The sequence below is a fragment of the Duganella sp. Dugasp78 genome, assembly GCF_059491455.1.
Window position 1 is genome coordinate 2,363,177 of record NZ_CP168506.1, and the last position, 14,558, is coordinate 2,377,734.

At 59.3% G+C, this 14,558-nt stretch carries 11 protein-coding genes; 7 read left to right on the forward strand and 4 right to left on the reverse strand.

Annotated elements, in window-relative coordinates:
- Positions 1 to 15 precede the first annotated feature (15 nt).
- The 4 genes from ACEN9O_RS10400 to dnaA all read right to left on the reverse strand — a co-directional run bounded on the left by ACEN9O_RS10400 (position 16) and on the right by dnaA (position 7,567).
- Entirely contained in the window at positions 16 to 2,043 is a 2,028-nt protein-coding gene (locus ACEN9O_RS10400) for a DUF2075 domain-containing protein (RefSeq protein WP_495617479.1), read from the reverse strand.
- Between the two features lie 140 nt (positions 2,044 to 2,183).
- Positions 2,184 to 4,688, reverse strand: a complete 2,505-nt coding sequence (gene gyrB / locus ACEN9O_RS10405; RefSeq protein WP_495617480.1) for a DNA topoisomerase (ATP-hydrolyzing) subunit B — start codon at positions 4,686 to 4,688, stop codon at positions 2,184 to 2,186.
- 156 nt (positions 4,689 to 4,844) lie between these two features.
- Positions 4,845 to 5,951, reverse strand: coding sequence for a DNA polymerase III subunit beta (gene dnaN / locus ACEN9O_RS10410; RefSeq protein WP_008453129.1), 1,107 nt, complete (start codon positions 5,949 to 5,951; stop codon positions 4,845 to 4,847).
- 218 nt (positions 5,952 to 6,169) lie between these two features.
- Positions 6,170 to 7,567: a chromosomal replication initiator protein DnaA gene (dnaA, locus tag ACEN9O_RS10415; RefSeq protein WP_495617481.1), complete on the reverse strand. Its 1,398-nt coding sequence runs from the start codon at positions 7,565 to 7,567 to the stop codon at positions 6,170 to 6,172.
- Positions 7,568 to 7,953: 386 nt separating this feature from the next.
- Between dnaA and rpmH the strand changes: the two genes are divergently transcribed.
- The 7 genes from rpmH to ACEN9O_RS10450 all read left to right on the forward strand — a co-directional run bounded on the left by rpmH (position 7,954) and on the right by ACEN9O_RS10450 (position 14,522).
- Entirely contained in the window at positions 7,954 to 8,088 is a 135-nt protein-coding gene (gene rpmH / locus ACEN9O_RS10420) for a 50S ribosomal protein L34 (RefSeq protein WP_040378179.1), read from the forward strand.
- Positions 8,089 to 8,124: 36 nt separating this feature from the next.
- Entirely contained in the window at positions 8,125 to 8,565 is a 441-nt protein-coding gene (rnpA, locus tag ACEN9O_RS10425; protein WP_495618456.1) for a ribonuclease P protein component, read from the forward strand.
- Entirely contained in the window at positions 8,562 to 8,828 is a 267-nt protein-coding gene (gene yidD, locus ACEN9O_RS10430; RefSeq protein ID WP_495617482.1) for a membrane protein insertion efficiency factor YidD, read from the forward strand. Before rnpA ends, yidD begins: the two co-directional genes overlap by 4 nt.
- A gap of 11 nt (positions 8,829 to 8,839) precedes the next feature.
- The gene (gene yidC, locus ACEN9O_RS10435; RefSeq protein ID WP_495617483.1) at positions 8,840 to 10,534 is read left to right on the forward strand and encodes a membrane protein insertase YidC; all 1,695 of its coding nucleotides are present in this window, start codon (positions 8,840 to 8,842) and stop codon (positions 10,532 to 10,534) included.
- A gap of 167 nt (positions 10,535 to 10,701) precedes the next feature.
- Positions 10,702 to 12,081, forward strand: coding sequence for a tRNA uridine-5-carboxymethylaminomethyl(34) synthesis GTPase MnmE (gene mnmE / locus ACEN9O_RS10440; RefSeq protein WP_495617484.1), 1,380 nt, complete (start codon positions 10,702 to 10,704; stop codon positions 12,079 to 12,081).
- A 177-nt stretch (positions 12,082 to 12,258) separates the two neighbouring features.
- Positions 12,259 to 13,476: a tyrosine-type recombinase/integrase gene (locus ACEN9O_RS10445; RefSeq protein WP_495617485.1), complete on the forward strand. Its 1,218-nt coding sequence runs from the start codon at positions 12,259 to 12,261 to the stop codon at positions 13,474 to 13,476.
- Positions 13,477 to 13,493: 17 nt separating this feature from the next.
- Positions 13,494 to 14,522 (forward strand): hypothetical protein, encoded by a 1,029-nt coding sequence (locus tag ACEN9O_RS10450; RefSeq protein WP_495617486.1) that lies wholly within the window; start codon positions 13,494 to 13,496, stop codon positions 14,520 to 14,522.
- The last annotated feature ends 36 nt before the right edge of the window (positions 14,523 to 14,558 follow it).

The window sequence follows — 14,558 nt, forward strand, 5'->3', positions numbered from 1 at the left end:
CGATATTACGCTTGCTCATATGAGACCCGCCCCGCATCGGGTTAAAAACCGAGCCGTCGCATCAAGCGGTGCCGGCGCTCGTGTATGGTCTCTCAGGTCGCCGCAGGGAATCCAAATTATCATTCCTTCACGGGCGCGAGTAAGTAGCACTCGATAGGAGTTTTCCGAAAATTGCTGCGCTACCGAGATATGTAATTGCAGCCATTTGTTGCCCGACAAACGCCGGTGCTGCCAGGCTGTTTTCGCTTCGTCCCAAAGTAAATCGCCTCCCCAGCATAGACAAGTAAAGTCGAGTTCCAATCCTTGGCATGTGTATTCGTTAGCAGGGACTTCTAGTGCAAAAGATGATCGAATATCGCCTGGCTCGCTGAGATACCAGTGCGCTATCTCGGCACCTGCAGTGGCATGCAGAAAAGTTCCAATACCATCTGCTCGCAACCGCCGCGCGCCAGAACTGGCCAGCAAACCGTATCGCCGCTTCCCTTTTGCTTGTTGTTGAAGCCATTGTTTAGCTTGCGAAAGTGAGCGGGTAATCAATAGCGGATAATCACCAAGCTCAGTTGCTGTTGCGCGAGCGGCGTCAGCGTCACCAGCTAGGACTTCGTTGACCCATTGACTTAGTTTAGGTGAGCGATAGCTGCGCATTGGCACGGATAGTTGTAAATCCCGTTCTTCTTGTGTCGCGATTGATGATGGTAATGCTCCGAGCGAAAAGGAGCCTGCGGAGATTCCGCCGCTGAGGACATGAGGCGGCGCGAAAACGGACCATTGTTCTTGTCGCTGTTTGGACAATTTTCTTAGCGCGTCGCCCCAGCCTTGGACTCCTTTCTCGCCAGAGTTAATCTCTTGTCCTCCGCCCACCAGACAAATGCAAACGCACCAATCTTCGTGTCGTTCCATTAGCTCTACTATCAGTTCGGGTTCGGACGCCGAGCGATTAAATTTTTCCAAGCCCTGTTTTTCATCCCAAGCGCGTTGGGCCTCATCGAAGATGATTACATGCTCATGTGGCGGTGTGCATGACCCGCCTAGCATGCCTTGCTGAAGGAAGTCATTGATGTGCTGTATTCGCGTCCGCACACTGCGTCGGATGTCTTCTAATTTGCGCGTGCCTTTGTCATACGCTCGGCTACGCTCATACTCATCGAGCGCGAGTGCTTCACGTAACACAACCACGAGTGGGGTGTTACCTGATAAATACACGATATCGCCCTCTTGCTCGACTCCCGTGGCTATGGCCCCATGTACAACGTGTAGCCCAGCGAGCGTCTTTCCGGCGCCCGGGACCCCGGAAAGAAATAGCATATAGCGGGCTTTTTTCGCTTTTGCTTCTTCAATTAGGGCGATAAGACGGGCAGATGCAATTTGAAGGTTGTCAGCGTCCTTGTTTGCAATCGCGCTGACCCCATGTCCAGAGAAGATGCTAGTAGCGGCCTCAATGATATTTGGCACCGGGCGGTACGCGGACTTATCCCATTCCTCTGCGACCAGATGAGCGGTGCCGCTAACTGAGCCGAGTGTAAATAGTCGCCTAGCAAGACCCTCCTTACCGACGCAAATGATCGGTGCTACTTGTTCCTCCGACGATCGGTATTCTGGATATTCGGACGGTAGCTCAGTGGCAGAAGTGCTCCAGAGGATAGGCACGATTGGACGTGTCCTGCTGGCTTCGTGAAAGTCCCGCAAGTCTAGCGCGTACTCTTCCGTTTGCCGTCGATCCTGAGTGAGGAAGTCGTGACTCCCGACTTTGCATTCGATCACGATGACTAGAGCATTTGTGAGGACAACTACATCTATTCGTTTGCGCAATCGGTACAGCGGATATTCGAGAATAAGCGTCCAAGCCCCAGCGGATGGGAATGCTTGCATCAGAGTCTGAAACTCTTTGTTTAGAAGGGGGATCACATTGTTCCAAGCCTGCGTTTGCTTAGAGTACTGTGATAAAAACCCGTCGGCGGCGTATGCCGCTTGAAGTGATCCCAGTATGCTATTTGGATCTGCTTGAAGGAAATCTGTAATTGTCGCCCGATAATACGCTGGCATTAGTTAGTGGCTTCCAAAAAGTTTTAAAGCTGAGCTTGCTTAACTAATTAAAACATTTGAAATTTTTAAAAGCAACTAAATGTTTAAGGGCGAAAAAAAAGCCAACTGTTAAGTTGGCCTTCTTTTGACGCACAGACTGCTTAGACGTCGATGTTACCCGCACGCAGAGCATTGTTCTCGATGAACGCGCGGCGCGGCTCCACGTCATCCCCCATCAACGTCGTGAAGATCTGGTCCGCAGCAATCGCATCCTCGATCTGCACCTTCAGCAGACGACGAACGGTCGGGTCCATGGTGGTTTCCCACAGCTGATCGGGGTTCATCTCACCCAGACCTTTGTAGCGCTGCTTGGACACCACACGCTCCGCCTCATCGCGCAGCCACTGCATCGCCTGGTGGAAGTCCACCACGGCCGATTCCTTGGTGCGCTCGCCTTCACCGCGGCGCACGTAGGCGCCTTCGCCGATCAGGCCCTTGAACGTGGCTGCCGCGCTGGCCAGCACGCTGTAGTCCGCGCCCTGCACGAAGTCGGCGTCGATCGCGCTGACCTTCACGTTACCGTGGTGCATACGCTCGATGCGCAGCGCGTGCTTCTCGGACAGCTCATCCGATATCACCGTCACCTTCACGCTGATGTCGTTGATCTCGGCCGCCAGCGCGCGGGCCGATGCCTCGGCCTGCTCCTGCGTGTCCAGGTTCAAGGTCACGCCGGTCATGATGGCGGTCAGCGCGGCGCGGTCGATCACGCGCGTCAGGCGCATCATGATGACGTTGGCCAGGTTGAACTGGCGCACCAGCTCGCCCAGCGGTTCGCCGACGATAGGATCGGCGCCTTCGCGCGGCATCAGCGCGGCGGTGTTCAGCGCCACGTTCATCATGTAGCTCGCTTCTTCCGCGTCATCCTTCAGGTAGCGCTCGTCGCGGCCGGCCTTGACCTTGTACAACGGCGGTTGCGCGATGTAGATGTGGCCGCGCTCGACCAGCTGCGGCATCTGGCGATAGAACAGGGTCAGCAGCAGCGTGCGGATGTGGGCGCCGTCGACGTCCGCATCGGTCATGATGATGATGCGGTGGTAGCGCAGCTTGTCGACGTTGAATTCGTCCGGGCCGATCGAGGTGCCCAGCGTGGCGATCAGCGTGGTGATCTGTTCCGACGACAGCATCTTCTCGAAGCGCGCCTTCTCCACGTTCAGCACCTTGCCTCGCAGCGGCAGGATCGCCTGGAACTTGCGGTCGCGGCCCTGCTTGGCGGAGCCACCTGCGGAGTCACCCTCGACGATGTACAGTTCGCACAGCGCCGGATCTTTTTCCTGGCAGTCGGCCAGCTTGGCCGACAGGCCCAGGCCGTCCATCACGCCCTTGCGGCGGGTCAGGTCGCGGGCCTTGCGGGCCGCTTCGCGCGCGCGCGCCGCTTCGACGATCTTGCCGCAGATGATCTTGGCGTCGTTCGGCTTTTCCTGCAGGTAGTCCGACAGCGTCTTGGCGACGATCTCTTCGACCGGGCCGCGCACTTCGGACGACACCAGCTTGTCCTTGGTCTGCGACGAGAACTTCGGCTCCGGCACCTTGACCGACAGCACGCAGGTCAGGCCTTCGCGCATGTCGTCGCCGGAGATTTCCACCTTGGCCTTCTTGGCGAATTCCTGCTCGTCGATGTACTTGTTGATGACGCGGGTCATCGCGGCGCGCAGGCCGGTCAGGTGGGTACCGCCGTCGCGCTGCGGGATGTTGTTGGTGAAGCACAGCACCTGTTCGTTGTAGGCGTCGTTCCATTGCATCGACACGTCCACCGAGATGTTGGTGCCCTGGTCCGACAGGCGTTCGCCGGTGGCCTGGAACACGGTCGGGTGCAGCACGGTCTTGGCTTTGTTGATGTATTCGACGAAGCCGCGGGTGCCGCCTTCGAACGCGAAGATTTCTTCCTTGCCGGTGCGCTGGTCGGTCAGCTTGATGTTGACGCCGTTATTCAGGAACGACAGTTCGCGGATGCGCTTGGCCAGGATCTCGTAGTGGAATTCGACGTGGGTGAAGATTTCCTCGTCGGCCCAGAAGTGCACGTCGGTGCCGCGCTTGTCGGTTTCGCCGATGACCTTGATCGGCGAGACGGCGAAGCCGTCCTTCTCTTCCAGCTCGCGGTTCTGCGGCACGCCACGGACGAACTCCATGTAGTGCACCTTGCCGTCGCGGCGGATGGTCAGCTTGAGCAGCTTGGACAGTGCGTTCACGCACGAGACACCCACGCCGTGCAGGCCGCCCGACACCTTGTACGAGTTCTGGTCGAACTTGCCGCCGGCGTGCAGCTCGGTCATGACGATCTCGGCGGCGGAGCGCTTCGGATCGTGCTTGTCGTCCATCTTCAGGCCGGTCGGCACGCCGCGGCCGTTGTCGGTGATCGAGATCGAGTTGTCCGAGTGGATGGTGACGTGGATTTCCGTGCAGTGGCCGGCCAGCGATTCGTCGATGGAGTTGTCCAGCACCTCGAACACCAGGTGGTGCAGGCCGGTGCCGTCCGAAGTGTCGCCGATGTACATGCCCGGTCGTTTGCGTACTGCTTCCAGACCTTCGAGGATCTGGATCGATGCTGCGCCGTATTCTTCGGTTTTGGCCGGTACTGGTACTGGATTCTCTTCTGGGATGGCGGACATGTGCTGCTTTCTCAATGTGACGAATTACTGGGAAACTTCCCCGTCGTCCCCGCGTAGGCGGGGATCCATGCTGAGCGTCCTGGCGGGCGTTCTATGCGTTCTATGGATTCCCGCCTGCGCGGGAATGACGACGGCGGCGGTGCTGCTGTTACGGTTTTATATGCGCATCGGCATGACGACGTACTTGAAGTCGGCATTGTCGGGGATCGAGATCAGCGCGGACGAGTTCGAATCGCCCAGCGCGACGTTGACCTGGTCGCACTTCAGGTTGTTCAACACGTCCAGCAGATAGGTCACGTTGAAGCCGATGTCGACGCTGTCGCCGCCGTAGTCGATTTCCAGTTCTTCCACGGCCTCTTCCTGGTCCGCGTTGGTCGAGCTGATCTTCATGCTGCCCGGCGTGATGATGCAGCGCACGCCCTTGAACTTGTCGCTGGTCATGATGGCGGCGCGTTGCAGCGAACGCAGCAGCTCATCGCGGCCGATCGTGAATTCGTTCTTGTAGCCTTTCGGGATCACGCGCGTGTAGTCGGGGAACTTGCCCTCGACCAGCTTGGAGATCAGCTCGATGTCGGCAAAGGTCAGCTTGACCTGGTTGGCGGCGATGTCCAGCTGCACGGTCTCGTCGTTCTCTTCCAGCAGGCGCTGCAGTTCGATGATGGTCTTGCGCGGGATGATCACTTCCTGGCGCTCGAACGATTGCTCGGTCTCCACCTGGCAGAACGCCAGGCGGTGGCCGTCGGTGGCCACGGCGATCACGTTCTTGCCGTCCAGGACCAGCAGCAGGCCGTTCAGGTAGTAGCGGATGTCCTGCTGGGCCATCGAGAAGTGCACCATGTTGAACAGGTGCTTCAGGGTCTTCTGCGGCAGGGTGACGGAGGCGCTGTAGCTGTCGGCCTGCTGCACGGTCGGGAATTCCTCGGCGGCCAGGGTCTGCAGCGCGAAGCGCGATTTGCCGGTCTGTACCGTCAGGCGCTTGTTCAGCAGGGTCATTGTCACGTCGCCCGATTCAGGCAGCGCGCGCAGGATGTCGAGCAGCTTGCGCGCTGCCACGGTGGTGCCGGTCACTTCGCTGCCGGAGCCGATCTCGGCGTTGGTGGTGATCTGGACTTCGGTGTCGGTCGACAGGAAGGATACGCTCTCGCCCTCTTTGCGGATGAGGATATTGGCCAGAATCGGCATAGTGTGCCGACGCTCGACAATACCGCTCACGATCTGCAGTGGCCGGAGAAGGGTATCTCGGGTGGTTTTGACCAATTGCATAGATTATCCTCAATAGTAAAGATTAAACGATATTTTTATAACAATGTTGCCTTGTGAGCAGCCGTGCTTTTTTGCCTAGATCATAAAGGCAAACCACGCGTACCGCTACTGTCCGTCATTCCCGCGCAGGCGGGAATCCATGCTGAGCGTCTTGGCAGGCGTTCTATGGAGGGAATTCATGCAGTGCATGGATTCCCGCCTGCGCGGGAATGACGGTGTTAGCCTTTCAATGTCTGCTCCAGCACGTGCAGCTCGTGGTTGCATTCCGGGTTCTTGGTGCGGTCCAGCGCGATCTTGCGCACAGCGTGCAGCACGGTGGTGTGGTCGCGGCCGCCGAACAGTTCGCCGATCTCCGGCAGGCTCTTCTGCGTCAGCTCCTTGGCCAGGTACATCGCGATCTGGCGTGGCCGCGCGATGTTGGCAGGGCGACGCTTGGAGTACATGTCGGCCACCTTGATGTTGAAGAAGTCCGCCACCGTCTTCTGGATATTCTCCACCGAGATCTGGCGGTTCTGCACCGACAGCAGATCCTTCAGCGCTTCCTTCACGATGTCGATCGTGATGTCCTTGCCGTGGAAGCGCGAGTACGCCAGGATCTTGCGCAGCGCGCCTTCCAGCTCGCGCACGTTGGAGCGCAGGTGCTTGGCCACAAAGAAGGCGACGTCGTCCGAGAACGTGACCCCTTCCTGCTTGGCCTTCTTGAGCAGAATCGCCACGCGCATCTCCAGCTCGGGCGGCTCGATCGCCACTGTCAGGCCGGAATCGAAGCGCGAGATCAGACGGTCGTCCATGCCGGTGATTTCCTTCGGATAGGTATCCGAGGTGATGATGATCTGCTTCTTGGCCGCGATCAGCGCTTCGAACGCATAGAAGAACTCTTCCTGCGTGCGGCTCTTGCCGCCGAAGAATTGAATATCATCGATCAGCAGCATGTCGAGCGAGTGATAGTAGTGCTTGAAGTCGTCGAAGCCCTTGCGCTGGTAGGCCGTCACCACGTCGCGCACGTACTGCTCGGCGTGGATGTAGCGGATCTTGGCGCCCGGCTGGTCGGCCATCACCTGGTTGCCGATCGCGTGGATCAAGTGGGTCTTACCCAGGCCTACGCCGCCGTAGAAGAACAGCGGGTTGTACGACACGCCCGGATTGTTGGCCACCTGGATCGCGGCGGCGCGCGCCAGCTGGTTGGCCTTACCGGTGACGAAACTGTCGAAGGTGAGGTCGGTGTTGATGCGGCTCTGCTCGCGGCGCGGCGCGGCCGAGGCCGGCAACTCGGGCACCGACGGCACCGGATCGTTGGCGCGGGCGTTGCCGTTCGGGGCGCCGTCGTTGTAGTCGGGCGCTGGCACCACGGTGGCCGGCTTTTTCGGCAGCGCCAGGCGCGGGTCGAGCACGAACTGCACCTCGGTCGGCGCTTCCCAGTACTGGCAGGCCAGCGCCGTGATGCGGCTGGCGAACTGGGTCTTGACCCAGTCCAGCTTGAACCGGTTGGGCGCGGCCACACGCAGCTTGCCCGCCTCGTAGTCGAGGGGGATGAGCGGTTTTATCCACGCGCTGAATTGTTGCGGCGTCAGCTCCAGCTCCAGCTGGGCGGAGCAGGTCTGCCAAAAATTATCCATGAATCTTTATCTATTCTTTACTGCTGATCAGGGTGTCGGTGAACCTGGGTTCGCCACACGTAACGCGCTATTCTACTCTCGCCGGCCCAAGTTATCCACAGGCACGACGCTTATTTTCGCACTTTCAACGGCCCGCGAATGGCGGCCTGAGACCATCAGTTGTTGACAAGCGGGACCGAAATGCTGATAATTCAGGGTTCCCCGCCCGTATTCCTAGTTTATTCACATGAACGTCAATATGGAGTAAGCGTGGATTTAGCGGGCGATGAGATGGACCCAGCTTGTGCCGGTAGCGTTGGCATGGGTGCGCGAAGTGTCATTGGCACCAAAAACTGACGGGGCCACAACCCGATTTTGCATTTTTTTCTGCTTTTAGCGAGACCAACATGAAACGTACTTACCAACCTTCCGTTGTACGCCGTAAGCGTACCCACGGCTTCCGCGCACGTATGGCTACCCGTGGTGGCCGTCAAGTGCTCAACGCGCGTCGCGCCAAAGGCCGCAAGCGTCTGGCTGTATAAGCCACCTGCTTGTTAGCTGATCGCGTGGAAAGCTGTATTTCAAGCGGCTCGACAGGCGAAGGTTCACACGACTTCGCGCGCGTTCGGCGTATCGTTAAAACGGATGAATTTTCATCCGTTTTTCGTTTGCGCCCTACCCAAAAAAGCGCGCACTTCGTGCTCTACACCCGTCTGAATGAATTGCCGCATGCGCGGCTGGGCGTCGTTGTGGCCAAGCGATTTGCGCCGCGCGCCGTCACGCGCAACACGATCAAACGCGTGACCCGCGAACTGTTCCGCCAGACCAGCCTGCCGGCGATCGATTGCCTGATCCGCCTGGCCAAGCCGGTCAACAGCAAGGACGGGCCGGCCACCACCGCCAAGCTGAAAGCGGCTTTGCGGGTGGAACTGGCACGCCTGTTCGCGCAGGCCAAGACAGCCAAGCCGCCGAAACCGGCCTTGCCTTCGACGCCGCCGCCTCCACCTGTGGCATCATGAAAAATCTGCTTCGCTTCCTGCTGCGTTTTTACCAGCTGGCCATCAGCCCGCTGATGACGCCGAGCTGCCGGTTCCATCCGAGCTGCTCGAACTATGCGCTGGAAGCGTTGCAGGTGCACGGCGCCGCCAAGGGCAGCCTGCTGGCGCTCAAGCGCGTGTGCCGCTGCCATCCGTGGAATCCGGGCGGGCATGATCCCGTGCCCCCTGCGGACGGCAAAACGAATTCCTCTTCTACGACCGCTTGCGGTTGCAACCACTCCTGACAAATAGCCTAATGGATATCAATAAACGTACCATCCTGTGGATCGTGTTTGCCGTGTCGCTGGTAGTTCTTTGGAACAACTGGATGGTCTCGACAGGCAAACCTTCCATGTTTGCTCCCGCGCCGGCGCAGACCGCCAAGGCCCCGGAAGCGAAGAAATCCGATCTGCCGGCCGCCACCGCGACCGCAGCGGCAGGCGCCGCCGCACTGCCGGGCGCGCCCGCAGCGGCCGAGGCGTTCAAGAGTGAGCGCATCACCGTCACCACCGATCTGTTCCGTGTCGACGTCGACACCCTGGGCGGCACCATCAAGCGCCTGGAACTGCTGAAGTTCAAGGACGGCGTGGACCCGACCAAGAACCAGGTGCTGTTCGACGTGGACGCCGGCACCGGCAAGACCTATCTGGCCCAAACCGGCCTGATCGGCGCGCCCGGCCTGCCGAACCACCAGACCGGCTTCGTGGCCAAGCCTGGCCCGCGCATGCTGGGCGACGGCAACCAGGTACAACTGGTGCTGGAAGCGGAATCGGGCGGCGTCAAGCTGACCAAGACCTTCACCTTCAAGCGCGGCGACTACGTGATCGACGTGCGCCACGACGTGACCAACGTCGGCGCCGCGCCGGTCAAGCCTGAGCTGTACCTGCAGCTGGTCCACGACGGCAACAAGCCGGCCGGCGACTCCTACTTCAACAGCAGCTACACCGGCCCGACGCTGTACACCGCCGAAGACCACTACAAGAAGCTGAAGTTCGACACGCTGGAAAAAGAAGCCGCCGAAGCCGCCAAGACCGGCAAGGATGCCGTGCAGGATCACCCGACCAAGGCCGACAACGGCTGGTTCGCGATCTCGCAGCACTTCTTCGTCTCGGCCTTCGTCCCGCAGGACAAGCTGGCGCGCACCATCTTCACCAAGAAAGTGACGACCAACCAGTACGCGATCGGCACCATCCAGCAGCTGGGTACGCTGGCGCCGGGCGCCACCGTCAGCAACGACGCCAAGCTGTACTCCGGCCCGCAGCAATCGAAGCTGCTGGAGCAGGTCACGCCTGGCCTGGAGCTGGTCAAGGACTATGGCTGGCTGACCATCATCGCCAAGCCTATCTTCTGGGTCATGGACCACATCCACCAGGTGCTGGGCAACTGGGGCTGGACCATCATCGCCTTCACCATCCTGATCAAGCTGGCGTTCTTCCCGCTGTCGGCCGCCGGTTACCGCAGCATGGCCAAGGTCAAGCTGGTCACGCCGAAGATGCAGGCGATCCGCGAGCGCTACAAGGACGATCCGGCCAAGATGAACCAGGCCACCATGGAGCTGTACAAGACCGAGAAGATCAACCCGCTGGGCGGCTGCCTGCCTATCCTGGTGCAGATGCCGGTGTTCATTGCGCTGTACTGGGTGCTGCAGGCGTCGGTCGAGATCCGCGGCGCGCCGTGGGTAGGCTGGATCACCAACCTGGCCGCGCCGGATCCCTGGTACATCCTGCCAGTGCTGTACGCGATCTCGATGTACATCACCACCAAGCTGAACCCGGCGCCTGCCGATCCGATGCAAGCGAAGATGATGCTGTTCATGCCGCTGGCGTTCTCGGTCATGTTCTTCTTCTTCCCGTCCGGCCTGGTGCTGTACTGGGTCGTGAACAACGTGCTGTCGATCGGTCAGCAGTACGTGATCTCCAAGAAGTTCGCACCAGCGGCCGCCAAGTCCTGATCGCCAGCTGATGTTGCAGAAAAGCCCGTGTTAATCGCGGGCTTTTTTTTACCCCGCCCCCCAGGCAGGGTCAGACCCCGTACGGGGTCTGACCCTTAAGCGGCGAGGCCAGCGTATCGCTCAGGCACACGGGGTTGAATGGCGTATTTTTACTTTACAATTCCTTTATGAATATCGACTCTTCCCCCATCGCCGCCATCGCCACCGCACCGGGGCGCGGCGGCATCGGCGTGGTACGCGCCTCCGGCAAGAACCTCAAGCCGCTGATCGCTGCGCTGTTCGGTTCCACCACGCTGCAGCCGCGCCACGCCACCTACATCCCGTTCAGGCAGGCCGACGGCGCCCTGATCGACCAGGGCATCGCCATCTGGTTCAAGGGGCCGCATTCCTACACCGGGGAAGACGTGCTGGAACTGCAGGGCCACGGCGGCCCCATCGTGCTGCAGCTGCTGCTGGCGCGCGTGCTGGAGGCGGGCGCCGAGATGGGCCTGCGGCTGGCCGAGCCGGGCGAGTTCACGCGCCGCGCCTACCTCAACGACAAGCTCGACCTGGCGCAGGCCGAGGCCGTGGCCGACCTGATCGACGCCTCCACCGAAGCGGCCGCCAAGTCGGCGTCGCAGTCGCTGTCGGGCGCGTTCTCGAAGACCGTCAACGCGCTGGTGGACGGCGTGACCGGCCTGCGCATGCTGGTCGAAGCCACGCTGGACTTTCCGGAAGAGGAAATCGACTTCCTGGAAAAATCCGACGCGCGCGGCCAGCTGGCCGGCATCGTCGCCGCGCTGGAGCAGGTGTTCAAGCAGGCCTCGCAGGGCGCGCTGCTGCGCGAGGGCTTGAACGTGGTGCTGGTCGGCCAGCCCAACGTCGGCAAGTCGTCGCTGCTGAACGCGCTGGCGGGCACGGACGTGGCCATCGTCACGCCGATCGCCGGCACCACGCGCGACAAGGTCACCGAGACCATCCAGATTGAAGGTATACCTCTAAACATCATCGACACCGCCGGCATCCGCGCGATCGACGACGGCGTTGACGTGGTCGAGCGCATCGGCATCGAGCGCACCTGGGGCGAGGTCGGCAAGGCCGACGTCATCCTGCACCTGCTGGACGCCGACCACGGCCCGTCGCGCGCGGACGAGGGCATCGTTGCCGCCTTCCCGGCCGGCGTGCCGGTGCTGCGCATCTGGAACAAGATCGACCTGTCGGGCCACAAGCCGGGCGTCGATCCGATGGAGGATGCGACGCATGTTTACCTGTCGGCGCACGAGCACATCGGCATCGACCTGCTGCGCGCCGAGCTGCTGCGCATCGCCGGCTGGCAGCAGACCGGCGAATCGCTGTACCTGGCGCGCGAACGCCATCTGATCGCGCTGAAGAACGCCGGCGCCCATCTGGAACGCGCTGGCGAACACGCGGCGCAGAACGATCAGTCGCTGGACCTGTTCGCGGAGGAGCTGCGGCTGGCGCAGGTGCAGCTGTCCAGCATCACCGGCGCCTTCTCGTCGGATGATTTGCTGGGCGTGATCTTCTCCCGCTTCTGCATCGGAAAATAGTTGAGATTCCGAGGGATTCCAGTAGACTCCGATTTCTTGCGCTCTCCCCCTATAGGGACTGAATTGATTGTCCAATCGGTTCCGAAATTTTACATGGACATCTCGATGTTTTAGGTACACACTTTGGCACACGGTCGAGCAACGACGCTTGACTGTGTACCTAAAAGGATTGTGTACATGCCTCGCCAAGCTACCCCGCTAACCGATACAAAAATCAAGTCGCTCAAGGCCAAGAGCGAGCGCTATCGCGTGAGCGATTCCGGCGGACTGACCCTTGAGATCATGCCAAGCGGTACAAAGGCCTGGCGCTACCGTTACCAACTCCACGGCGTTCGCCAGCCGACTCTCACCATCGGCAATTACCCTGAAATCAGCCTGGCAGATGCCCGCAAGCGGCGTGACGATTGGGCCATCCTCGTAGCGCGCGGAGAGTCGCCGAAGCGCGCTATGCAAGCTGAGAAGTCGGCGAAACTGAATACTGTGGCGGCGTTCGGAGCTGAGTGGTTAAACGAGCAGGTACAGGGGAAATCGGACAGCTACGTTACGACGATGCGCCGCCTCATGCAGAAAGATGTTTACCCGGTCCTTGGGAGCATGCCGCTGGCTGACGTTAAACCGATAGACATCCTGGAGCTGTGCGACCGGATCAAGTCACGCGGCGCACCGAAGATGGCGCTGTTGACGAGGAACGTACTTCGGCGGATGTACGATTTCGCTATCGCACGGCAGATGGCTGAAACGAACCCAGCGGCTGCGCTTGTCGCCCGCTTTATCGCCACAGAGGAAAGCCGCACGCGCGTGCTTTCGCCTATTGAGATTGGTCAGGTCTTGAGGGGAATCTACACATCAGACATACGGCGGGCGCTCAAGTTGGCGCTGAATCTCTTGTTCATTACGATGGTGCGTAAGGCAGAGCTTACCGAAGCGACCTGGGACGAGTTCGATCTGGAGTCGGCGGTATGGGATGTTCCTGCTGAGCGAATGAAGAAGGATAAGCCACATCGTGTTTATTTGTCCCATCAAGCCGTCGCTATGTTGAACGAGCTTCGGTCATTTTCCGGAGAGTCTGCCTACCTCTTCCCAAGCACGCGGGGCTATGAGGATCGACCTATTAGCAAGAGTACGCTTAATCAAGCCGTGCGCGCGCTGTCGTTGGACGTGCAGCATTTTGTCTTGCATGATTTCAGGCGCACGGCTTCGACCCATCTGCACGAGATGGGACATTCTTCTGATGCCATCGAGCTGGCGCTTGCGCACAAAATCCAAGGGATCAAGGGAGTGTATAACCGAGCCGAATATGCGGACCAGCGCCGTTTGATTCTTCAGGCTTGGGCGGACTTTGTGCATGCACAACTAGACGGCGCTCGCGTGACTCCGTTGTTTAAAGCTGCATGATTGTGCCGGGCAAGACAATGATGTCAAAACGCGCTGTATTTTCGTTATTAGAGGCGGCTACGCTGTTGGGCTGCTCTGTGGAAGATTTGCTCAACAAAGGCGGAGCTAAGGAACTTCGAATCTGTGCGTACATCCCTGATGACATGGTCGTTTATTCGACTATTGCCAGTTTGATTAAATTGGCAGATCCGACCCTCAACGGGGTGAATCGGAAAATGCATTTGGAGAGGATTGAGGACTTGTCCGCACGCGTCATGCATGACGTTCGCATGGTCGTGTTGTCGCCGTCAGATTGCAAGGCAGCGGTTTCGTTAGGTAGGGTATCTCAATCGCTATTTAAGGCTGGCGTGCGTCTCAACGGAGACGACATACCTCTGCTGATCGAACCGCCAGCCCTTACTGAATTCGACACGCTCTTAGATATCCGAATGTTTCGCTCTTTTGCCTGCTACCCTCAGAATGTTGACCCGAACAATTGGTCTACAAGGAATACAGTTGCACCCTCAAGGCTAACTCTTACTACAGACCTGATGGGGATTCTTCGTAGCGACCTTCCTAAGCAGGAGGCTGCTATGGCCAAATATACGCGGCGCTTTGATATCGGCTTTCGTGAGGAGCCCTACATGCCGCGAAGGCTGATCAAACTGTACGAAGTCGCTATGATGCATTGGGACTGTAGCCGTAGCGGCTGGACTGAACCAGATTCCGAGAGCGTAGAGCGTTCGCTGCGAGAATCCGGGGATTATGGAAAGAAGCTTGCCGCATCCGGCGCAGCGCTGCTTCGCCGATCCTTTTTGAGCTGGAACCAAGAACATTATGAATTGCGGAGAGCCGACGGTAGACTTACACCCTTTGAGGCGCTAGTCGTTGTGGCGTCCGCATGGAGGCAGGAAGATGGCGCAAATGACGTCGCCAAATATCGGGATAGGGCTACCGCATTTGAGCTATGGGAATCATGCGGTATCAAGGGATATCTTGCTGACTATGCTTGGCAAATCGCAACACCTGATGCGGCTAGACTGCCTGGCAGACCAGCAGGGAAATAAAAGTAGATTACAAGGGGTAAGAGGAAAGGGGGGAGC

What these genes read in the sequence shown, in the direction of transcription:
- ACEN9O_RS10400 (WP_495617479.1), bottom strand. Translation starts at nt 2,043, where the DNA reads ATGCCAGCGTATTATCGGGCGACAATTACAGATTTCCTTCAAGCAGAT.
- gyrB (WP_495617480.1), bottom strand. Translation starts at nt 4,688, where the DNA reads ATGTCCGCCATCCCAGAAGAGAATCCAGTACCAGTACCGGCCAAAACC.
- dnaN (WP_008453129.1), bottom strand. Translation starts at nt 5,951, where the DNA reads ATGCAATTGGTCAAAACCACCCGAGATACCCTTCTCCGGCCACTGCAG.
- dnaA (WP_495617481.1), bottom strand. Translation starts at nt 7,567, where the DNA reads ATGGATAATTTTTGGCAGACCTGCTCCGCCCAGCTGGAGCTGGAGCTG.
- rpmH (WP_040378179.1), top strand. Translation starts at nt 7,954, where the DNA reads ATGAAACGTACTTACCAACCTTCCGTTGTACGCCGTAAGCGTACCCAC.
- yidD (WP_495617482.1), top strand. Translation starts at nt 8,562, where the DNA reads ATGAAAAATCTGCTTCGCTTCCTGCTGCGTTTTTACCAGCTGGCCATC.
- yidC (WP_495617483.1), top strand. Translation starts at nt 8,840, where the DNA reads ATGGATATCAATAAACGTACCATCCTGTGGATCGTGTTTGCCGTGTCG.
- mnmE (WP_495617484.1), top strand. Translation starts at nt 10,702, where the DNA reads ATGAATATCGACTCTTCCCCCATCGCCGCCATCGCCACCGCACCGGGG.
- ACEN9O_RS10445 (WP_495617485.1), top strand. Translation starts at nt 12,259, where the DNA reads ATGCCTCGCCAAGCTACCCCGCTAACCGATACAAAAATCAAGTCGCTC.
- ACEN9O_RS10450 (WP_495617486.1), top strand. Translation starts at nt 13,494, where the DNA reads ATGATGTCAAAACGCGCTGTATTTTCGTTATTAGAGGCGGCTACGCTG.